Below are 18,718 nucleotides of genomic sequence, written 5' to 3'. Positions count from 1 at the left end.
TGAATCCAGATGCGCAAGTTTGCAGCTTTGGCCACCGTATCGGCGGTGGCATTGGCCGGGATCGTGTTTGCCGCGGCGGGCGGCGGGAAGTCCACGGGTTCGGGAGCGGTGCTGTTGCCCGCCTCGTCGGGCCATGCCGTTGCAGTTTCAGCCCGGCCAACCGCAGCCGCAGTCGCCGGATCGGCCATCCCCGACAGCTGGATCTGCGTCTTCAAGAAGGGCAGTGTTGCGGCCGGCGCCGAACAGGCCGAAGCCAACAAGGTCACTGGCAAGGCTGGTGGCAAGATCGGACACGTCTACCGTCATGCGCTGCAGGGCTTCTCTATCAACTTGCCGGCGCAAGGTGCCAAAGCCGTCGCCGCGCATAACCCCAACATCGAATACTGCGAGGCCGACCAGGTCGCCACTGTGATCGACCCGATCAATGCGCTGGCAAAGCCGGGCGGCGGAGGCGGTTCGACCACCGAAAGCACCCCTGCCGGCATCACCCGCGTGGGCGGCGGCGCCAATTACACCGGCATCGGGCGCGCATTCGTGATCGACAGCGGCATCTTCCTCACGCATCCGGACCTCAACGTCGACACCGCGCTCAGCCGCAACTTCGTCTCGCGCGAGACTTCGCCGAACGATCTGAACGGCCATGGCACGCATGTGGCCGGCACGATTGCCGCCAAGCTCAATGGCACTGGCGTCGTCGGCGTGGCAGCCGGGGCAAAGGTCGTTGCGGTGCGTGTGCTCGATCGTCGCGGCAGCGGTGCCTATTCGGATGTCATCGCCGGCGTGGATTACGTAGCCTCGGTCGGCTCGGCCGGAGACGTCGCCAACATGAGCCTTGGCGGGCCAGTTTCCGATGCGCTCGACACGGCAGTGGTCAACGCGTCCAACAGCAGCAAGGTCATCTTTGCGCTGGCCGCGGGGAACGAGACTGACGACGCCAACAATCACTCACCCGCCCGCGCCGACGGCCCGTATATCTACACGGTGGCAGCGGTGAACAGCTCGGACACCTTCGCCAGCTTCTCGAACTACTCTTTGGTCAACGACCCCGTGGACTTCGCCGAACCGGGCGTGTCGATCCTCTCGACGTGGCTGAACGGCGGCTACAACACGATCTCCGGTACCTCGATGGCCACTCCGCACCTTGCCGGGCTCGTGCTGATCGGCGGTCCTCGCAGTGATGGCCGGCTGTCCAGCGCCGCGCCCAATGGCGTGCGCTTCCCGGTCGGTGTGAAGTAAAAACGGCTCCTTTCTGAAACATCGAAGGGCGGCCCCGCAAGGAGCCGCCCTTCTTCATTCACCGGAGAACGCACGAAGGCCCGGCGGCCTGGAATGGGCCGCCGGGCTTGTGATCACGCCTGGTGGAGGCAGGCGGAGGTCATCGCTTAACGCAGCAGCGACAGCACGTTCTGCTGGCTCTGGTTGGCCTGTGCGATCATCGCGGTCGAGGCCTGCGAGAGGATCTGGGCCTTGGCCATCTGCGTGGTTTCGGTCGAGTAGTCGGTGTCCTGAATGCGCGAACGGGCGTCCGACAGGTTGGTGATGTTGTCGTTGAGGTTGTTCACCACCGATTCCAGGCGGTTCATGCCAGCACCGAGCGTTGCACGGGCGCTCGAAATCGAGTCCAGCTCGGTGTCAAGCGTGCCGAGGAGCGTGTTCGCCGCCGTTGCGCTGGACACGTCGTACGACCCTGCAGCACCGCCGTTCGCCGAAAGGGTGGTGAGGTCTGCCATGGTCAGGTCGACGGTGTCAGAACCGTTCGCACCGGTCTGAACGGTCACGGTCGCTTGCGAGCCGTCGAACAGCTGGGTGCCATTGAACTTGGTGTTGTCGATGATCTGGCCGATCTGCGCGGTCAGTTCGTCAACTTCCGTCTGCATGTAGGCACGGTCGGTGGCGTCCTGATAGGTGCCCGAAGCCGACTGGACAGCCAGTTCGCGAACGCGCTGAAGCATGTTCGAAACTTCGTTCAGCGCGCCTTCCGCCGTCTGGGCGAGCGAAATGCCGTCATTCGAGTTGCGAACGCCCTGGTTCATGCCCTTGATCTGAGCCGTCATGCTGGTGGCAATTGCCAGACCGGCCGCGTCGTCCTTGGCACCGTTGATGCGCTTGCCGGTCGACAGGCGCTCCATCGCCGTGCCGAGCATCTTGTTGGCCATGTTCGACGAGTTCGTCGCCTTCAGGGCACTGATGTTTGTATTGATAACCGCCATTTTCCATTCTCCGGTAGGGTGGTGTGTCGTTCCCGAAAGGACCGCCGGGTCAGAGGATCGACACGGCTGTCGGGACTAAGACCGGCAAATGGCAGCCGGATTTAAGTTGCCGCCCGGCAAAAGAATGCCGGACCTAAGTACTGGCCCTTAGGGTTACCCGCCCCCTTAAAGTTTCAACCTGTTTGTCGGTCCCGCGCGAAAGAAGGGAACAGACAGGATGGTTAACAGGGGTCTTGAAATGATTCGCGATTGCGGGGCACTGCAGTTCACGGAAGCGGCGGCGAAAGCCCATCCAGCGCTGGTCCAGCGCGCGGCTTCGGTGCTTTCCAGCTACGGTGCGGATGGGCAGTCGATGCTCGCCGATGCCTTCGAGAACGCGAAGCTGCCCCCGCGCAAGCAGGTCGTGCTGCTTGAGCGATCGGCAACGCCTGCCATCGAACGGCAGCCGGGCAGCCGGACGGCGACCTTGCGCTACACCGATGGTGCCGGCGAAGCTGCGCTGGCTGCGGTACTGGCCTGTGCCGCAAAGCCGGGCGCGCCAATTGCCGCAGATCCGGAAAGCCTGTCTGTCCTCGCCCTGGCCGAACGCATCGCCGCCACCGACATCCCTGTCCTGATCAACGGCCCCACCGGCACCGGCAAGGAAGTGCTCAGCCGCTTCATCCACGACCATTCGGCCCGCGCCGACAAGCCGTTCATCGCCATCAACTGCGCCGCCATGCCCGAAGCCATGCTCGAAGCGCTGCTGTTCGGCCACCAGAAGGGCGCGTTTACCGGCGCCAATGCCGCGAGCGAAGGCTTCTTCCGCGCGGCTGACGGGGGCACGCTGCTGCTCGACGAGATCGCCGAGATGCCGCTGACGCTGCAGGCCAAGCTGCTGCGCGCGCTACAGGAAGGCGAAGTGGTACCGCTGGGGGCAACGCAGCCGGTGAAGGTGGACGTGCGGGTAATCGCCTGTGCCAACCGCGATCTGCCGCTGGAAGTCGAGGAAGGCCGCTTCCGCGCCGATCTCTATTACCGCCTCAATGTCTTCCCGCTGGCCCTGCGCGCCCTGTGCGAACGCCCCGACGATATCGCGCCGCTCGCCTTCGCGATGGCGATGCGCCATGCGCAGGTTGCACCGTGGATCTCTGACGAGGCCCTGGCCATGCTGGCAGCACATAGCTGGCCGGGCAACGTGCGCGAGCTCGAGAACGTGATGCGGCGCGCTCTGGTCCTGGCCGGGAACGCGCCCGTGATCGAGCCGGCCCATATCATCTTCGATCGCCCCGCGCGCCTGATCAACGAACCGGTTGCGGTTCCTGCCGCGGGCGATGCCAAGCTTTCCAACATCGTGCAGATGTCCGAAGCCCGGGCGATCCTCTCGACTCTCGAGGCCTGCAACGGCAGCCGCGTTGCCGCTGCGCGCCAGCTCGGCATTTCCGAACGCACCCTGCGCTATCGCCTCGCCAGCTTCCGTGAGGCCGGGATCGAAGTGAACGGCCGGTCAGCGGACGGTAGGGCCGTCGGTGGCAGGCGATGAGCGTCTCCGGCATCGGGGGCCGGGCTTCCGGCATCCAGGACATCATGGCCCTGCGACAGCAGATCATGGAGCGCTCGCAGCTGCTCCAGCAAGTCAAGGCGCCCGAGGCAACGCAGGGGGCGCAAGGACCACAAGCCGGCAGTGGCCCGGCGGGGAGCTTTACGGAGAGCCTCAAGGGCGCGCTCGATAACGTGAACGCCAGCCAGCAGAAGGCCAGTGCGATCAGCGAAGCCTACGAAAAGGGCGAAGTGGTCGACGTCGCCAAGGTCATGCTGGCGCGTCAGGAAGCAGGCGTTGCCTTCGAGGCCACGCTGCAGGTCCGCAACAAGCTGCTGAACGCCTACCAGGACATCATGCGGATGGGAGTGTGATTGAATGGCTGACCTTGTCCCTGCCACGCCAGCACCATCGACCTTCGGCGTCCTGACCGATCCCGCAGCCGGAAGCTTCGGCACGCGGGCCAAGGCGTTTCTGGCGCAACCGCCGGTGCGGCGCACTCTCCCGTGGTTCGCCGGCGTTTCTGCGGCCGGTCTGACCGGCGTGCTGTGGTTGACCATGGCGCCCGCACCGCAGCGCATGCTCTATAGCCAGCTTTCCGACAGCGAACGGTCAGAAGTCACCGCCAGCCTCGAAAAGGCCAACATCGCCTACCAGATCGACAACGCCACCGGTGCAATCACTGTGGGCGAGGACGATCTCTACAAGGCGCGCATGGCTGCGGCATCGGATGGCGCCATCGCCACGCCCGAAACCGGCACACAGATGCTCGACAAGCTGCCGATGGGCGCCAGCCGCGGGCTTGAGGGCCAGCGTCTGCAGGCCGCGCGCGAGCGCGAGCTGGAATTGACGGTGATGGAGATCGACGGCGTCGAAGCTGTCCGGGTCCATCTCGCCGAGCCGGAAAAATCAGTCTTCGTGCGCGAGAACGTGCCGCCTTCGGCCTCGGTCATGGTCAAATTGAAGCGCGGAAGGCAGCTTTCCGAAAGCCAGGTGCGCGCGATCGTGAACCTGGTGGCGGGTTCCGTGCCCGGGCTCTCGATAGACGCGGTGCGGGTGGTGGACCAGCACGGCGCACTGCTGTCCGACCCGTCCGGCCCTGATGGCGACCGACTCGAACTGCAGCAGCGCATGGAAGAGAAGCTGCGCCAGCAGGTGGCGCAACTGCTGACCCCGATGCTGGGAGAAGGAAATTTCTCCTCCGAGATCCAGCTCGATCTCGACATGGATCAGGTGACCTCGGCCCGTGAAAGCTATGACAAGCAGGGCGTGGTCCGGCAGGAAACGCAAAGCGCCTCGCAACAGGCCGGCGCAGCAACGGCGCAGGGCGTGCCCGGCGTCACCGCCAATACGCCGCCGCCAGCGACGACCGCCCAGCCCGGTGCCCCGCAAGGCACGCCGGCGGCTGCGGCAACGCCCGGCGCCAACGGCGAATCCAGCTCTTCCCGCACTTATGAACTGGGCCGCGAAGTGGCGGTTTCGAACCAGACGCCTGGCAAGATCAAGCGCCTGTCCGTCGCCGTTGCGCTGAGCGCCGAGATCATGGCCAAGGCCAAGCCACAGGACATCGAGCAGATCAAGCAGCTGGTCAGCGCCGCGGTTGGCGCCGACCCGGCGCGCGGCGATCAGGTTGCCGTGGCCGTTCGCGCCTTCAAGCCCGCAGAGGTTGCCCCCGCGCCGTTCTGGGAGACGCCGTGGTTCGCCACGATCCTGCGCAATGCCGTGGCGTTGATCGCGGTCCTGCTGGTTCTGTTGCTCGGCGTGCGCCCCTTGATCAAGGCGCTGAAAAAGGAACCTGCACCCGCCGAAGAGAAGGCGGCAAAGAAGCGCAAGAAAGGGGAAGCGGCGGACGACGAGGAGGAGGAGAAGGAAGCCGAAGAATCGGCTGAACCCATCGAAACCGTCACGGCCGAGGAAGTTGCCCAGGCAATCCAGCCCGCGCAAAACCCCGAAACGGGTGTCGTCGATGCCGAGGCACTGGCCCGGCAGGTCAGCCTTGCCCAGCGGCTTGTCGTCGAAAAGCCCGACAGCGCGCTGGTTGCCCTCAAGCAGATGCTGAAAGAGCCTGAAGAGGAAGGAGCCAGCGCATGAGCGACCTGATGGACGCCCCCGCCATTTCCGATCCCGAACGTGCGGCAGTGATGGTCATGCTGCTGGAGGACGATCAGGCCGCGCAGATCCTCGCACAACTCGAGCCCGCAGAACTTCGCCTGCTGGGCGAGAAGATGTGCGCGCTGGGTGAAATCGGCCCGGTGGCGATCGCACAGGCGATTGCCGGGTTCGTCGAGAAGACCGAGCGGCTCGGCCTGATCGCGCACGATCGCGTCGGGCAGGTACGCTCGCTGATGACGCGCGCCGTGGGCGAGATAAAGGCAGACAGCCTGATGCAACGCATCCTGCCCGACGATCCCTCGCGCACGCCCAGCATCGAACTTGCCAGATGGCTGACGCCGCAGGTGATCGTGCCCCTGATCCGCGATGAGCATCCGCAGGCGATTGCCGTGCTGCTGGTCCAGCTTGATCCCGAAGTGGCCGCCGCGGTCCTGCATGGCCTGCCCGACGAGGTGCAGCCGCTGGTCGTTCACCGCATCGCCTCGCTCGGGCCAGTCGCGCCCGAAGCCATCGCCATGCTCGAGGAAATGCTGCACCAGCGCATCGGCGAACGGCACGGCCAGGGCGCCTTTGCCATGGGCGGACCGCGCGAGGCGGCAGACATCATCAACGCCTCGGTCCGAGCGGTCGAAAAGCGGGTCATGCCGGAAATCGCCAAGCAGGATCGCCAGCTCGCCAAGGCCATCGAGAACGAGATGTTCAAGTTCGAGCACCTCTTCTCGCTCGACGACAAGTCGATGGGTGCACTGCTGCGCGAGGTCGACAGCGATGCACTGATTGCCTCGCTGAAGGGCATTCCCGAAGAGCAGCGCGAATGCTTCTTCCGCGCCATGTCCAGCCGCGCCGCGGACGGCGTGCGCGACGAGATTGCCGCACGTGGCCGCATGAAGATGGCCGAAGTGATCGAGGCGCAGAAGGCCATGGTCACGGCGGCCCGCCGCCTCTCGGCCGAAGGCGTGATCGTGTTTGGCGCGGGCGACGACGACTATGTCTGACAGCTTGCGGGCGATCTCGCTGGCTGACCTTGGCCAGGTGCCCACAGGCTTCGCGCGTGATCGCCGCTTCTTCCGCGAATTTGCAGCGCCCGAACCGGAACCGATCATCGTGCCGGTGGAGGACGAACCAGAACCGCACGATCCGATCGCCGAAGCGTGGGCCGATGGCTATGCCAAGGGTCTGGGCGAAGCGCAGGAGGCCGCAGCCCAGCTCATTGCCGAACAGGAAGCAGCGCGTCAGAAGATCGAGTTCGCGCTCGGCAAGCTCGATGTCGCGATGCAGACCGAACTGCAGGACCGTTTGCGTGAGACGGTGATTGCCCTGTGCGAGGCAGCGATTGCGCCCGCAGCCCTTGATCCCGATGCGCTGACCCGCCGGGTCGAGGCTGCCGCCGCCATGCTCGCCCGCGCCGAGGACCAGCGCGTCATCCGGCTTCATCCCGAGGACCTTGCCCTCATCGCCGCGCGCCTGCCCGAAGACTGGCACTTCGAACCCGACGCTTCGCTCGAACGCGGCGCACTGCGCGTCGAAGGTGCGACCGGCGGGGTCGAGGATGGACCTGAGCAATGGCGCGCTGCCATCCACGAGGCGCTGCGCCAATGCTGATGGGGCCAACCTTCTCCGTGCTCGACCGGGCGCTCGATTCCCTGGCGCTGTGCGAACCCGATTTCACGCCTGCGCGCTATGGCCTGCTGGCCGCCTGCGATGGCGGAATGCTTGAAGTATCGGGGCTTTCGGTGCCCATCGGCACGCAATGCCGCATCGCTCACGGGGCGGGATCGCTGACGGCGGAGACCATCGGCTTTCGCAACGGCCGCACCTTGATGATGCTGCTCGGCGATCCAGTGTTGCTGCGCCCCGGTGCCAAGGTCCGCCCCGAAGGTCGCCCAGGCATGGTCCCGGTGGGTGAGGCCTTCCTCGGCCGCGCGATCGATGGCGAGGGCAAGCCGATCGACGGCATGGGGCCGATCCACAACCGCCGCGAATGGCCTGCAGGCGGCGTCCGCGCTGCCGCGCTCGATCGTTCGCCGGTGCGCGAAAGCTTCGATACCGGTGTTCGAGCGCTCAACGCGCTGACCACGTTCGGCATCGGCCAGCGTATCGGCATCATGGCAGGCTCGGGCGTCGGCAAATCGGTGCTGCTCGACATGATTGCGCATGGTGCCGAGGCCGAGATCGTCATCGTCGGCCTGATTGGCGAGCGCGCGCGCGAAGTATCGGACTTTGTCGAACGGCACATGCAAGGCTCCAAGCGCGAACGTTCGGTCGTCGTTGCGGTCCCTGCCGACCACGCGCCCAACTTGCGCATACGCGGCGCAATGATGGCGACGGCGCTGGCCGAATACTTCCGCGCGCAAGGCAAGCGCGTGCTGCTGATCATGGACAGCCTGACGCGCGTGGCTCACGCCGGACGCGAGATTGCCCTGCTGCTCGGGGAACCGGGCGCGGCGCGCGGCTATCCGCCCTCGGCCCTCGCCACGATTACCAAGCTCGTCGAACGCGCCGGCAATTCGGCGGAAAGCGGCGGGTCGGTGACCGGACTCTACACGGTCCTTGCCGATGGCGACAACCAGGACGATCCGGTGGTCGACACGGCGCGTTCAATTCTCGACGGGCACATCGTGCTGTCACGCGATCTTGCCCAGCGCGGGCAATACCCTGCCATCGACATCGCCGCCTCGTTGAGCCGCGTGATGAACGATATCACCGCCCCCGAACACCAGCGCGCCGCCCGCACTTTCCGTGCACTCGTGGCAAGTTACGAGGCCAACCGCGACCTCGTGCTGATGGGCGCCTATCGCAGCGGGGCCGATCCCCAGCTTGATCGCGCCATTGCCATGCACGAGGCGCTGACCGGGTTCATCAGCCAGCCGCAGCGTGAAGTGGTGCCGATGACGGCAAGCGTCGCCGCGCTCACCCAGCTGATCGGCGCATGAAGGCAGAGCGCGAGCGCCTGGCGCGCCTGAAGCGGCTGGAGCGTATCCGTGACATCGCCCGCCAGACTGCGCTCGCCGAAGCCGGCAAGGCCGAGGGCACGCTGGCGCAGTTGCAGGGGCTCGTGGAGCGGACGTCCCGGCTTTCCGCCGACTACTCCGCCCGCACCGATGCGCGTGATGCCCATTCATTGCAACAGTTGCGGCATTTCGTCGCCGGGCTTGACCGGATTACCACCGGCACGCGCGCCGATGCCGATGCTGCGCGCAAGATCGCCGATGCCAAGGCGCAGGAAGCCGCCGCTGCCGAACGTCGCCGCGCCGCCGTGGAAGAGCGCGCCGAGGCGCAGGAGCGTCTGATCGCGCGCAAGGTGGCATCCGCAACAACACCTACTACCGGCAAAAGGCAATCTGGCACGGGTCTTGAATAATCACGGTTAACGCACCGCCACGGAGCTTTGCCGATGTTCGATCTTGCCGCCCTTTCCCAGCCGACTGCCGCCCCTGCCCTGCAGGCTGCGCCGCTGCAGAATGGCGGAAATCCAGCGGAATCGACGGATGGAGCCGCCACTGCCCCCGGCCTTGCCTTCGAAGCCCTCCTCGCCCTGCAGGTCACGCCGGCAGAACCGGCAGACGCACCTTTGCAGGAAAGCGGCAAGATCTTGCCGGATGCGGCAAAGGTGCTTGCCGCCTTGCCGCAAGTGCGCACCGCCGAGGTGCAGGCGAAGCCTCAGCCGGCAAAGCCGCAGGCCGAAGCCGAGCACGCCGACGACGACTTCAGCGATGCGCAGGAACTGCCAGACGCCGCCCTGCCCGACGCTGGTCTTCTCGCAGCACTGTTCGCCGCACCGGATAGTCTGGTGGCTTCCGACGGTGGCGACGCCAGCAGTGCATCCGCACGCCCCACGGCAGCCATTGCCTCGGCTGGACCAGGGTTAAATGCACCGTCATCTCTCGCTTCGACAGCAATCGCGCTGGTCCGCACGGTGCAGATTGAACTGACCTCCGCACCTGAGACAGCACCGTCGCCCGGCCAGCCGGAAACGATTGCCGGCGCGCCGACTGCGCAGATCATGGCCGCTCGCATGGCTCGCCAGAGCAAGGCAGCGAGCGCCGATGGTGAGGCAGCCGAGGTTTCAGCAGCGCCTTCACCGGTCTCCCGTGCCAAGCCGCTGACCGACAGCGAGCGCGCAGAAGCCCCCCGCATCGAGGCGACCAGCACCACTAGCCTGCTGGCAGACCGTTCGCTCTCGGCGCCGGACAATGCCGCCCCTTCGCCCGTGCGCCACGAAGCCCGCACCGATCGCGTCGATTTCGCCACCCTGGTCGACAGTCTCGCACGCGCCCGCGAGGAAGCTTCGCCGCGTGCCGTTACCGCCTCGATCAACCACGCCGAGTTCGGCCGCGTCACCCTGCGCTTCGACCAGAGCGAGGATCGCGGCATGTCGGTGGCGATGAGCAGCGTCGATCCCGGCTTTGCCCGGGCGGTCAGCGCCACTGCCGAAGCTGCGCGCACCCCCGCCGAAAGCGCCGGCCAGAATCCGCAGCCGCAAGCCGATCCGCGCGCGCAGAGCGGACAAGGCGAAAGCCAGCGCCAGCAGCCGCGCCAAGCCGAGCAGGCTCCCGCCCGCCCATTCTCCGGCAACCGCACTTCGTCCCGCGAGGAAGAAGCGCCCCGCCACCGCAGCGACGATCGCGGCATCTACGCCTGATCCTGACCCCCATTTCCTGAGAGAACTTCGATGAGCGACAAGAGCGACAAGGAAGAGAAGCCCAAGAAGAAGAAGGGCGGCGGCATGATGATCAAGATCGTCGGCGCTGTCGCACTACTGGGCGTCGGCGCGGGCGGCGTGTTCGGCCTCGTGGCTGCCGGGATCATCGGCGGCGGCACGCATGAAGTCGTCAAGGTCGACAACAATCCCAAGCTGGTGCGCAAGGGCGAGGAAGACCCCTATGCGCCGGTCGCCAAGGAAGGTGAAGGCGAAGGCGGCGGTGCTGCTGGCGAAACCGATGGCGACGGCGGCAGTGAATTCCGCACGGTCTATTACAACTTCGCCGACGATTTCACGTCGAACCTCAAGAACACCGACGCCCTGCTGCAGGTGAACATCTCGGCCTCAACCCGCCGCGACTATCGCGTCGTGCTGTGGATGAAGAAGCACGAGCTGGCGATCCGCTCGGCCCTGCTCATCGCCATTGCCGACACCCCCGAGGAAGAGGTGATTAGCCCGGAAGGCAAGGCACGGCTGCAGAAGCGCCTGACCGCCGCGATCAACAAGGTCCTCACCGAGAACGAGGGCTTTGGCGGGGTCGACAACGTCTATTTCAAGACCTTTATCGTCCAGTAAGCGGAAAGCGTCAGCGCCTCCATGAAACCCGAACGCGCCTTCATCGCCGAACGTGCCATTGCCCGGCACGATCCGGCCCTGCTGCGCCCCGGCCCCAGTGCCGCCGAACTGATCCCGGCGCTCACCCGCATGAGCGAACGCCTGGCCAAGGCGGTTCGCGGCGCGCTCGGTCCCCTGCTCGGCGGGGCTGAGCCGCAGATCAATGCGATGAAGCCGATGGACACGGACTTCGCAGACTTCTGCTCGGAAATCCCGCGCCTTGCCGCCAACAGCCTGATGCAGATCGGCAGCGCCCCGTTCATGATCACCGTTGAAGGCGAGAACGTGCTGCGCCTGGTCGACCGCGCCTTTGGCGGTCCCGGCGATACCCCTTCATCGCTGCCCAAGGAATTCCCGCTTTCTGCCGAACTGATGATCGGCCGGATCGAACAGCTCGTCGCCTCGGCGCTCACCGTTGCATTGGGCGGCAGCGGCGGTCCGATCCGCGCGCTGCGCCGCGATGCCAGCCTCGCCCAGCTTCAGGCCATGCCCGATGCGACCAAGGTAGCCGGACTGACGCTGAACGTGGTCGAGCAGGGCCGGATGCCCTGGGCGATCTCGATTGCCTTCCCGCACGATACGCTCGGCCTGATGTTTGCCCATGGCGATGCCAAGCGTCCGCCCAAGCCCCGGCGCGGTCCGGCCCAGCCCACCGACGCGCCCTTTGCCGACCTGCCGGTCGAGCTTGCCGCAGTGCTGGTCGACATGCGGCTGCCGCTCGCGGTCGTATCTGGCCTGCGCATCGGACAAGTGCTGCCCGTGCCCATCGCGCGCAACGTGCCGGTCAAGGTCGGCGACAAGACTTACGCCACCGGCACGATCGGCGCGCTCGAAGACCGCGTCGCAATCCAGCTCAACCAGCTTTCCTGATTTCCCGAAGAGGCCCTGACCCCCATGACCTTCCAGCCCCGCGGTTTCGATTTCCTCAAGGACGTGGACGTTCGACTGACCGTCGAACTCGGCCGCACTTCGATGAAGCTCAAGGACGTGCTCGGCCTGACCGAGGAGTCCGTCGTCATGCTCGATCGCCTGACCGACGAGCTGCTCGACGTCATGGTCAACGGCAAGCTGATCGCGCGCGGTGAAGTGGTCGCACAAGGTGACCGCTTCGGCCTCAGGATCGTCGAACTTGCCGGCAGCGAGCCCGAAGAAGCGCCTGCAGCCCCGGCGAAAAAAGCCGCCAAGGGGGATGCCGCCTGATGTTCTGGTACGTCCTCAAGCTGCTCGTGCTGCTGCCGCTGATCGGCGGCCTCGCCTGGGCCAGCCTCAAGTTCGCCAAGCGCATGGAAGGCCGCTTCATGGCGGGCAACGCGCCCAAATCGGTGCGCATCGTCGAAACGCAGATGCTTTCTCCCACGCTGCGCCTTGCCGTGCTCGAATTCCACGGCCGCGAAATCCTTGTCTCGGCGGGCAAGAACGGCCTCGTCCGCCTTGCCGAAGCTCCGGCACGGCCCAAGGTGGAAGCGGAGGACGTGCAGTGAAGCGCCTCCTTGCATCCCTTGCGACGACGCTGATATTGCTGCCGCACTACGCCATGGCGCAGGCGGCTGTCGGCCCTGCCCAGGCCCAGCAGCCCGCCGCGATCTCCGGCGCGCTTGACCGCGCCTTCGGCCAGATGGCCGGCGCGCAGAGCGGCGGCTCGCTGTCGCTGTCACTGCAGCTCCTGCTCATCATGGGGCTGCTGACGATCCTGCCGTCGCTGATCCTGATGATGACCAGCTTCACCCGCGTGCTGGTAGTGCTGTCGATCCTGCGTCAGGCGATGGGGCTGCAGCAATCGCCGCCCAATCAGGTGCTGATCGGCCTGTCGCTGTTCCTCTCGCTGTTCATCATGGGCCCGACGCTCGACAAGGTGAACGCCAACGCCATCCAGCCTTATTCCAGCGGCAAGATCGGCGCAGAGCAGGCGTTCGTGGCCGGCGGGCGTGAGTTTCACGCCTTCATGATCCGCCAGACCCGTGAAACCGATCTGCGCATGTTCTCGGAAATGGCGCGGGCGCCCAAGTTCGCCACGCCGGCCGACGTGCCCTACTCGATCCTGCTCCCGGCATACGTTACGAGCGAGCTCAAGACAGCTTTCCAGATCGGCTTCATGCTGTTCCTCCCCTTTCTGGTGATCGACCTCGTGGTCTCCTCGGTGCTGATGAGCCTGGGCATGATGATGATGAGCCCGACGATCGTCTCGCTGCCGTTCAAGCTGCTGCTGTTCGTCCTCGTCGATGGCTGGGCGCTGCTGATGGGCAGCCTTGCGGCAAGCTTCGGGTAAAGGGCAATGGAAGACACCGCCTCCCTCCTCGCGCTGGCTGACCGGATGCTGTGGATCACGGCACTGGTCGCAGCACCGATCCTTATCGCCTCGCTCGCCGTGGGCCTTGTGGTTGGCGTGATCCAGGCGGCCACTTCGGTCAACGAACAGACGCTGACCTTTGTGCCGAAGCTTGCGGTCACCGCGCTGGTGCTGGTACTGTTCGGATCGGCCATGCTCGGTCTTGTCGGGGATTTCACCAAGGAAATCTTCGACCAGATCGCCATGACCGGAAAAGGCTGAACCGTGCTGCAGCTGAACTTCGGCTTTGGCGCGCTCGAAGCTGACTTCTGGCGCTGGATGTTCGTGATGACGCGCATCGCGGCTGCGATGTTCGCTGCACCCCTGTTCGGCACCGGCACCGTCCCCTATCAGATCCGTATTGTCGCCTCGGGCGCAATCGCCTTGCTGGTCTGCGGGTGGACCGGAGTTGAAGCACCCGTCGCTCTACTCTCGATCAATGGCCTGCTGAGTGCCGCCAACGAAGTCCTGATCGGCCTGGCCTTGGGCTTTGCCCTCCAGCTTTCCTTTGCCGCACCGACGCTTGCCGCCGAAGTGATCGGGGGCGGCATGGGCATGTCGATCGCCACGACGGCAGACCCGGTCAGCGGTGCGCACTCCCCGGCGATGGGGCAGTACTTCGCGGTCGTGCTGACCGTCATCTTCCTCGGCACCGGCGCGCACCTCAACTGGATCGCGCTGCTGGTTGACAGCTACCGCACCTTCCCGCCGGGCACATCGTGGCTGGCGGCAAACCGGATCGACCTGATCGGCCAATTCGCGACGCAGATGTTCGTGACCGCGATCCTCATTGCTCTGCCCGTGACTCTGATCCTGCTGCTGGTGCAGGTCACGACGGGCATCATCAGCCGCTCCGCCCCCAGCCTCAACCTGTTCTCGCTCGGCCTGCCCGCAGGCGTGCTGGCCGGCCTTGCCGCGATGATCGCCGCCGCCCCGATGCTGACCGACGTGATGGTCGACATCTCCGCCACCGCCGTCGCCAATGCCGGCGCGCTGGTCCTGAAGTAGGGGGCAGGCGTGGCCGAGCAGGAAGGCGAAAAGACCTTTGCCCCGACAGAGAAGCGCAAGAAGGACGCCGCCAAGAACGGCGATGTCTTGCGCTCGAAGGACCTGGCCACTGCTGTTGGCGTGCTGGTCGGCGCAGTCTGGTTGAAGTTTGCCGGGCCGTGGGTGATGGACGCCCTGCAGGATACGCTGCGCGCCTCGTTCACGCTGGATCGCGCGGCGATTGAGGACTTCGCCCCGGCCAAGCTGCTGACGGGCGCCATGGTTGCCGTCCTGCCTCCGGTTTTCCTGCTCGGCCTGATGGTGCTGGCAGCGTCTGTCTTTTCACAGATCGGCCTGTCCGATGGACGCTGGATCCCGTCGAACCTTGCGCCCAAGGCTTCGCGCATCAATCCGCTGTCGGGCCTGAAGCGCATGTTCGGCCCGCAAGGCTGGATCGAACTGGCCAAGGGGCTCGCCAAGCTGGGCCTGCTCGGGGCGATTGCCTGGTCCTGGGCATCGGGCCGAATCGCCGGGATGGTGGGTCTCGGCCAAGGTGACATCCACGGACAGCTCGTCACCGCGTGGGATACGATCACTTCGCTTGCGTTCGCGCTTGCGTCGGGGCTGATCGTGATCGCCCTGCTCGACTTCCCGATCCAGTGGGTCCGCCGTTTCCTGCGCCTGCGCATGACGCTTCAGGAGGTGAAGGACGAGCACAAGGAAGCCGAAGGCTCACCCGAAAAGAAAGCCGCCATCCGCAACAAGCAGCGCCAGCTGGCGATGGGCGCGATGCAGCAGGCGATGCAGAAGGCGCAGTTCGTCATCACCAACCCGACGCATTTCTCGGTCGCCATGGTCTACGATCCCGACCTAGCCCCCGCGCCGGTCGTGCTGGCCAAGGGACGCGGCGAAAAGGCGCTGGCGATGCGCGAACTGGCAGCAGAACTCGGCGTTCCGACGCTCGAACTGCCGCCGCTTGCCCGCTCGGTCTACTTCACCACGCGCGAGAACCAGATGATCCGCGAGGATCTTTACGCCGCCGTCGCCTCGGTCCTCGCCTTCGTGCTGTCGCTCGGCCGGGGCGACCATATGCCCCTGCCGAACATCGACTTGCCGATCCACATGCGGTTCGACGCAGATGGGCGCCCCGAAGCGGTAATCGACCTTAAGACCGCCTCTGTGCGGCCGTCCTAAAGACCATGGCAACGACCACATCCTCCACGGCATCCACGTCTGCCACTGCGCAGATCGTCTCGGCGCTCGGCGCAGGTAGCGGCATCAACACCGCACAGCTTGCCGAACAGCTCGCCGCTGCCCAGTTCGCCACCCGCATCGACCAGCTCTCGGCCAAGACCGAAAAGCTCGACGCACAGATCTCCAGTGCGTCGAACCTCAAGTCCCTTATTAGCACGCTCGCGTCATCGATCGGCACGCTGATCCGCACCGGCGATCTGGCGGTAAAGCCGTCGATCTCGAATACGAGCGTCGCGACGGTCAGTAAGGGCACGTTGAGTGGCAGTGGCTCCTACAGCCTCGAGGTCACGTCACTGGCTAACGCGCAGAAGCTGGTCATGCCGGCCTACGCTTCCTCGACCTCGACGGTTGGCGAAGGCACGCTGACGCTGCGGTTTGGCACGGTGGCGAGCGGCGCGTTCACGGCGGATGCCACGCAGGCGGCGGTCGATATCACCGTACCAGCCGGAGCCACGCTGGCCGACGTGGCAACCGCCATCAATGCTGCGGGAACCGGCGTTTCGGCCTACGTCGCGAACGGGTCTGCAGGTGCACAGCTGGTTCTCAAGGGCAAGGAAGGGGCAAACAGCGGCTTCATCCTTGAAGCCAGCCCGGCTGTCGGCGGGGAAGCGCTTGCCGACCTCGCCTGGACACCAGCCACCAACACCACGCAGCTCAAATCCACCGCCACCGACGCGGCCTACATGCTCGATGGCGTGGCCTACTCGGGCACCAGCAACACCATCAACGACGTGCTGCCCGGCCTCAACCTCAAGCTCACGGCAACGAATGTCGGCAACCCGGCCACGATCACGTTCAGCGATCCGTCGACCGGCATTGCCACGGCGATGACCGACCTCACAGACGCGCTCAACGAGGTCGCCAAGCAGCTCAACGCGGCCATGAACAAGGACACTGGCGAGCTCAACAACGATCCCGGTGCCCGGGCGCTGCGCACTGCACTGACCGGGCTCGCCGGCCAGAAGATCATGCTCAACGCAGCATCCGGCGCCCCGTCGACTCTGGCAGATCTTGGCCTGAAGACCGAACGTGACGGCACGTTCAGCCTCGACACTGCTCGCCTGAACCAGACGCTCAAGACCTCGCCGCAAGAGGCAGGCGCGATGTGGACCACCGGCATCTTCGGCGTCTTTGCCACGATCGACAAGATCGCCCGCAACGCCAATTCGACCACCGGCATCTCGCTCGGAAGTTCCGTCACCAAAAACACGGCCTTGCAGAAAACCCTCGCTGACCGCTCGGCCACGCTGGCCGAAAAGCAGGAAGCGCTGCGCCAGCAGCTCGTGACCCGGTTTGCCGCGATGGACACCAGGGTCAGCGGCTCGCAATCCACCCTCTCATTCCTGAAGGCGCAGATCGACGCCTGGAACGCATCGGGCAAGAACTGACATGCTGCATCACCGGAAAGACCCGACCGAAGCCTATCGCCGCGTCGATTTCGACGCCCGTGTTCGCGGCGCCGATTCGCGTCAGCTGGTCGACCTGTGCCTCGAGCAGGTCATCGGTTCGGTCGGTCGCGCCGTCCATGCGCAGGAACGTGGCGACAACGCCGCCAAGAGCGCCGCGCTCACCCGTGCGATCTCGGCTCTCACCGCGCTGCAGATGGGCGTGGACCTCGCCAACCCGACGGCAGGCGCGCTGGTCCAGCTGTATCAATCGGCCCGCAATGCGATCCTCGATTGCGTGACGCGGTTCGATGCGCGCACGCTGCAGGCCATTCGCCAGGATTTCACCGAAATCCGCGAGGCCATGCTGCGCAGCATTCCGGCCTGATCCGCGCTTCCCTGCTGACGCAAACAGGAAAAGGCCCGGAACCTTGACGGTTCCGGGCCTTCCTCACCTGCGCGGACGGGGACGGACCGCGCAGGATCTCCAGGACCTTGTTCCTAACCGATGTTGCAGGCTGCGATCAGCGCCTCGCCCAACCCATCGAGATCAAGCTCGCTTTCCACCGCGCCGGCATCGATGGCGGCAGCCGGCGCTTCTGCAACCAGGGCCGACTGACGCGCCTGGGCAAAAGTCTTGCACCCGTTATCGCGCATCAGCTTCAGGCCCTTGGCGCCATCGGCACCCATGCCGGTCAGGATCGCGCCTGCCGCCGGGACCGAACCGCGCGCGATCGAACCGTAAAGGAGATTGGCCGACGGTCGCATGCCATCCACTGGATCACGATCGATCAGGCGCAACTTTGCCGGAGTGCCCGGCTCGATCACCACATGACGCTCGGGGTCATAGGCAATGTGGATGGTGCCCTGCGTCAGGGGCGTGCCGTCCTTGGCCGCCTTGACGCTGCACTTCAGTTCCCCGTCCATGCGCTTGATGAACGTCTCGACAATGCCGGGCTCGGCGTTGAGGGCAATCACCGTGGGCGGGCACTTTTCGGGGAAGTAGGACAGCAGCTGGGTCAGGGCATCGATCCCGCCCATCGAAGCCGACAGCGCAAGCAGGTGTCCGTTCCATTCGAAGTGTGCTTCGACCTGCTTGTGTTCGCGCGGCGCCTTGCGGTCCTTCACGTTGCTGTTTGCCGCTGCCAGCACGATCTTGCCGAGCTTGCCCACGGTCTTGCTGAACTGTTCGGGCGTTGCCTTGAGCGGCTTGGGAAAGCACTCGACCGCACCCAGCTCGTACGCCTTCAGCGACGTTTCCGTCCCGGCCTGGGTCAGGCTTGAAAGCATGACCACCGGCAAGGGGTTGGAGCCCATGATCTCTTCCAGGAACTCGATGCCGCTCATGCCAGGCATTTCGACGTCCAGCGTCACCACGTTGGGACGCAGTTCCTTGATCTGTTCACGCGCCTCGGCCGCATTTGCTGCCGCGCCGATCACGGTCACGTTCTTGGACTGATCCAGGATGTCGGAAAACAGAGCCCGCATGGCTGCGGAATCATCGACTACGAGAACACGGGCTTCGTGCATTTCAAGGGAAACCTTCCAAGGCGTTGTTTCGCCTCGGTTCGTTCTACGCGCGAAGCACCAGCAATTTCTGTTCCGGCA

Annotated in this window: 21 protein-coding genes; 19 read left to right on the top strand and 2 right to left on the bottom strand. The window is 65.4% G+C overall.

Annotated features, from left to right (window positions below; genetic code table 11):
- Positions 1–9 precede the first annotated feature (9 nt).
- Positions 10–1,236 carry a S8 family serine peptidase gene (locus tag ACZ1JY_RS13770; protein ID WP_465129663.1) on the top strand — a complete coding sequence of 409 codons (1,227 nt, stop codon included), beginning with the start codon at positions 10–12 and terminating at the stop codon, positions 1,234–1,236.
- A 146-nt stretch (positions 1,237–1,382) separates the two neighbouring features.
- Here the strand turns inward: ACZ1JY_RS13770 and ACZ1JY_RS13765 are convergent, their stop codons facing one another.
- The gene (locus ACZ1JY_RS13765; RefSeq protein ID WP_427467587.1) at positions 1,383–2,210 is read right to left on the bottom strand and encodes a flagellin N-terminal helical domain-containing protein; all 828 of its coding nucleotides are present in this window, start codon (positions 2,208–2,210) and stop codon (positions 1,383–1,385) included.
- A 238-nt stretch (positions 2,211–2,448) separates the two neighbouring features.
- Here ACZ1JY_RS13765 and ACZ1JY_RS13760 point away from each other — a divergent pair, with 238 nt between their 5' ends.
- The 18 genes from ACZ1JY_RS13760 to ACZ1JY_RS13675 are packed head-to-tail and all read left to right on the top strand — an operon-like array spanning position 2,449 to position 17,498.
- On the top strand, positions 2,449–3,732 hold the full coding sequence (locus ACZ1JY_RS13760; RefSeq protein WP_465129662.1) for a sigma-54 interaction domain-containing protein: 1,284 nt from the start codon (positions 2,449–2,451) through the stop codon (positions 3,730–3,732).
- Positions 3,729–4,103 carry a flagellar hook-basal body complex protein FliE gene (gene fliE, locus ACZ1JY_RS13755; RefSeq protein ID WP_465129661.1) on the top strand — a complete coding sequence of 125 codons (375 nt, stop codon included), beginning with the start codon at positions 3,729–3,731 and terminating at the stop codon, positions 4,101–4,103. Before ACZ1JY_RS13760 ends, fliE begins: the two co-directional genes overlap by 4 nt.
- Positions 4,104–4,107: 4 nt before the next feature.
- Entirely contained in the window at positions 4,108–5,820 is a 1,713-nt protein-coding gene (fliF, locus tag ACZ1JY_RS13750) for a flagellar basal-body MS-ring/collar protein FliF (protein WP_465129660.1), read from the top strand.
- On the top strand, positions 5,817–6,836 hold the full coding sequence (gene fliG / locus ACZ1JY_RS13745; protein WP_465129659.1) for a flagellar motor switch protein FliG: 1,020 nt from the start codon (positions 5,817–5,819) through the stop codon (positions 6,834–6,836). Before fliF ends, fliG begins: the two co-directional genes overlap by 4 nt.
- Positions 6,829–7,443: a FliH/SctL family protein gene (locus ACZ1JY_RS13740; RefSeq protein WP_168902943.1), complete on the top strand. Its 615-nt coding sequence runs from the start codon at positions 6,829–6,831 to the stop codon at positions 7,441–7,443. Before fliG ends, ACZ1JY_RS13740 begins: the two co-directional genes overlap by 8 nt.
- Complete coding sequence (locus tag ACZ1JY_RS13735) at positions 7,443–8,774, top strand: FliI/YscN family ATPase (RefSeq protein WP_465130923.1); 1,332 nt, start codon at positions 7,443–7,445, stop codon at positions 8,772–8,774. The genes ACZ1JY_RS13740 and ACZ1JY_RS13735 overlap by 1 nt, the downstream gene beginning before the upstream one ends.
- The gene (locus tag ACZ1JY_RS13730; RefSeq protein ID WP_118072388.1) at positions 8,771–9,202 is read left to right on the top strand and encodes a hypothetical protein; all 432 of its coding nucleotides are present in this window, start codon (positions 8,771–8,773) and stop codon (positions 9,200–9,202) included. The genes ACZ1JY_RS13735 and ACZ1JY_RS13730 overlap by 4 nt, the downstream gene beginning before the upstream one ends.
- 33 nt (positions 9,203–9,235) lie before the next feature.
- On the top strand, positions 9,236–10,483 hold the full coding sequence (locus tag ACZ1JY_RS13725; protein ID WP_465129658.1) for a hypothetical protein: 1,248 nt from the start codon (positions 9,236–9,238) through the stop codon (positions 10,481–10,483).
- A gap of 30 nt (positions 10,484–10,513) precedes the next feature.
- Positions 10,514–11,119 carry a flagellar basal body-associated FliL family protein gene (locus ACZ1JY_RS13720; RefSeq protein ID WP_465129657.1) on the top strand — a complete coding sequence of 202 codons (606 nt, stop codon included), beginning with the start codon at positions 10,514–10,516 and terminating at the stop codon, positions 11,117–11,119.
- Positions 11,120–11,140: 21 nt separating this feature from the next.
- Positions 11,141–12,028 carry a FliM/FliN family flagellar motor switch protein gene (locus tag ACZ1JY_RS13715; protein ID WP_168902946.1) on the top strand — a complete coding sequence of 296 codons (888 nt, stop codon included), beginning with the start codon at positions 11,141–11,143 and terminating at the stop codon, positions 12,026–12,028.
- A 24-nt stretch (positions 12,029–12,052) separates the two neighbouring features.
- Complete coding sequence (gene fliN, locus ACZ1JY_RS13710; RefSeq protein ID WP_118072391.1) at positions 12,053–12,358, top strand: flagellar motor switch protein FliN; 306 nt, start codon at positions 12,053–12,055, stop codon at positions 12,356–12,358.
- Positions 12,358–12,639 (top strand): flagellar biosynthetic protein FliO, encoded by a 282-nt coding sequence (locus tag ACZ1JY_RS13705; RefSeq protein WP_168902947.1) that lies wholly within the window; start codon positions 12,358–12,360, stop codon positions 12,637–12,639. Before fliN ends, ACZ1JY_RS13705 begins: the two co-directional genes overlap by 1 nt.
- 53 nt (positions 12,640–12,692) lie before the next feature.
- Positions 12,693–13,424 (top strand): flagellar type III secretion system pore protein FliP, encoded by a 732-nt coding sequence (gene fliP, locus ACZ1JY_RS13700; protein WP_465130922.1) that lies wholly within the window; start codon positions 12,693–12,695, stop codon positions 13,422–13,424.
- A 6-nt stretch (positions 13,425–13,430) separates the two neighbouring features.
- The gene (locus ACZ1JY_RS13695) at positions 13,431–13,706 is read left to right on the top strand and encodes a flagellar biosynthetic protein FliQ (protein WP_039336195.1); all 276 of its coding nucleotides are present in this window, start codon (positions 13,431–13,433) and stop codon (positions 13,704–13,706) included.
- Between the two features lie 3 nt (positions 13,707–13,709).
- Complete coding sequence (gene fliR, locus ACZ1JY_RS13690; RefSeq protein ID WP_465129656.1) at positions 13,710–14,492, top strand: flagellar biosynthetic protein FliR; 783 nt, start codon at positions 13,710–13,712, stop codon at positions 14,490–14,492.
- A gap of 9 nt (positions 14,493–14,501) precedes the next feature.
- On the top strand, positions 14,502–15,665 hold the full coding sequence (locus tag ACZ1JY_RS13685) for an EscU/YscU/HrcU family type III secretion system export apparatus switch protein (protein ID WP_168902948.1): 1,164 nt from the start codon (positions 14,502–14,504) through the stop codon (positions 15,663–15,665).
- 5 nt (positions 15,666–15,670) lie between these two features.
- A complete protein-coding gene (gene fliD, locus ACZ1JY_RS13680) occupies positions 15,671–17,113 on the top strand; it encodes a flagellar filament capping protein FliD (RefSeq protein ID WP_465129655.1) in 1,443 nt (480 codons plus the stop codon).
- 1 nt (position 17,114) lies between these two features.
- Positions 17,115–17,498 carry a flagellar export chaperone FliS gene (locus tag ACZ1JY_RS13675; RefSeq protein ID WP_062345866.1) on the top strand — a complete coding sequence of 128 codons (384 nt, stop codon included), beginning with the start codon at positions 17,115–17,117 and terminating at the stop codon, positions 17,496–17,498.
- Between the two features lie 113 nt (positions 17,499–17,611).
- Here ACZ1JY_RS13675 and ACZ1JY_RS13670 read toward each other — a convergent pair whose 3' ends face one another.
- A complete protein-coding gene (locus ACZ1JY_RS13670; protein ID WP_168902951.1) occupies positions 17,612–18,640 on the bottom strand; it encodes a chemotaxis protein CheB in 1,029 nt (342 codons plus the stop codon).
- Between the last annotated feature and the right edge of the window lie 78 nt (positions 18,641–18,718).

It is taken from the genome of Novosphingobium sp. BL-A-41-Hi4B-X5A, assembly GCF_055521705.1.
Note: the sequence above shows the minus strand (reverse complement) of the source record. Positions and strands in the feature narration are given on the sequence as shown.

What these genes read in the sequence shown, in the direction of transcription:
- ACZ1JY_RS13770 (WP_465129663.1), top strand. Translation starts at nt 10, where the DNA reads ATGCGCAAGTTTGCAGCTTTGGCCACCGTATCGGCGGTGGCATTGGCC.
- ACZ1JY_RS13765 (WP_427467587.1), bottom strand. Translation starts at nt 2,210, where the DNA reads ATGGCGGTTATCAATACAAACATCAGTGCCCTGAAGGCGACGAACTCG.
- ACZ1JY_RS13760 (WP_465129662.1), top strand. Translation starts at nt 2,449, where the DNA reads ATGATTCGCGATTGCGGGGCACTGCAGTTCACGGAAGCGGCGGCGAAA.
- fliE (WP_465129661.1), top strand. Translation starts at nt 3,729, where the DNA reads ATGAGCGTCTCCGGCATCGGGGGCCGGGCTTCCGGCATCCAGGACATC.
- fliF (WP_465129660.1), top strand. Translation starts at nt 4,108, where the DNA reads ATGGCTGACCTTGTCCCTGCCACGCCAGCACCATCGACCTTCGGCGTC.
- fliG (WP_465129659.1), top strand. Translation starts at nt 5,817, where the DNA reads ATGAGCGACCTGATGGACGCCCCCGCCATTTCCGATCCCGAACGTGCG.
- ACZ1JY_RS13740 (WP_168902943.1), top strand. Translation starts at nt 6,829, where the DNA reads ATGTCTGACAGCTTGCGGGCGATCTCGCTGGCTGACCTTGGCCAGGTG.
- ACZ1JY_RS13735 (WP_465130923.1), top strand. Translation starts at nt 7,443, where the DNA reads ATGGGGCCAACCTTCTCCGTGCTCGACCGGGCGCTCGATTCCCTGGCG.
- ACZ1JY_RS13730 (WP_118072388.1), top strand. Translation starts at nt 8,771, where the DNA reads ATGAAGGCAGAGCGCGAGCGCCTGGCGCGCCTGAAGCGGCTGGAGCGT.
- ACZ1JY_RS13725 (WP_465129658.1), top strand. Translation starts at nt 9,236, where the DNA reads ATGTTCGATCTTGCCGCCCTTTCCCAGCCGACTGCCGCCCCTGCCCTG.
- ACZ1JY_RS13720 (WP_465129657.1), top strand. Translation starts at nt 10,514, where the DNA reads ATGAGCGACAAGAGCGACAAGGAAGAGAAGCCCAAGAAGAAGAAGGGC.
- ACZ1JY_RS13715 (WP_168902946.1), top strand. Translation starts at nt 11,141, where the DNA reads ATGAAACCCGAACGCGCCTTCATCGCCGAACGTGCCATTGCCCGGCAC.
- fliN (WP_118072391.1), top strand. Translation starts at nt 12,053, where the DNA reads ATGACCTTCCAGCCCCGCGGTTTCGATTTCCTCAAGGACGTGGACGTT.
- ACZ1JY_RS13705 (WP_168902947.1), top strand. Translation starts at nt 12,358, where the DNA reads ATGTTCTGGTACGTCCTCAAGCTGCTCGTGCTGCTGCCGCTGATCGGC.
- fliP (WP_465130922.1), top strand. Translation starts at nt 12,693, where the DNA reads ATGGCGCAGGCGGCTGTCGGCCCTGCCCAGGCCCAGCAGCCCGCCGCG.
- ACZ1JY_RS13695 (WP_039336195.1), top strand. Translation starts at nt 13,431, where the DNA reads ATGGAAGACACCGCCTCCCTCCTCGCGCTGGCTGACCGGATGCTGTGG.
- fliD (WP_465129655.1), top strand. Translation starts at nt 15,671, where the DNA reads ATGGCAACGACCACATCCTCCACGGCATCCACGTCTGCCACTGCGCAG.
- ACZ1JY_RS13675 (WP_062345866.1), top strand. Translation starts at nt 17,115, where the DNA reads ATGCTGCATCACCGGAAAGACCCGACCGAAGCCTATCGCCGCGTCGAT.
- ACZ1JY_RS13670 (WP_168902951.1), bottom strand. Translation starts at nt 18,640, where the DNA reads ATGCACGAAGCCCGTGTTCTCGTAGTCGATGATTCCGCAGCCATGCGG.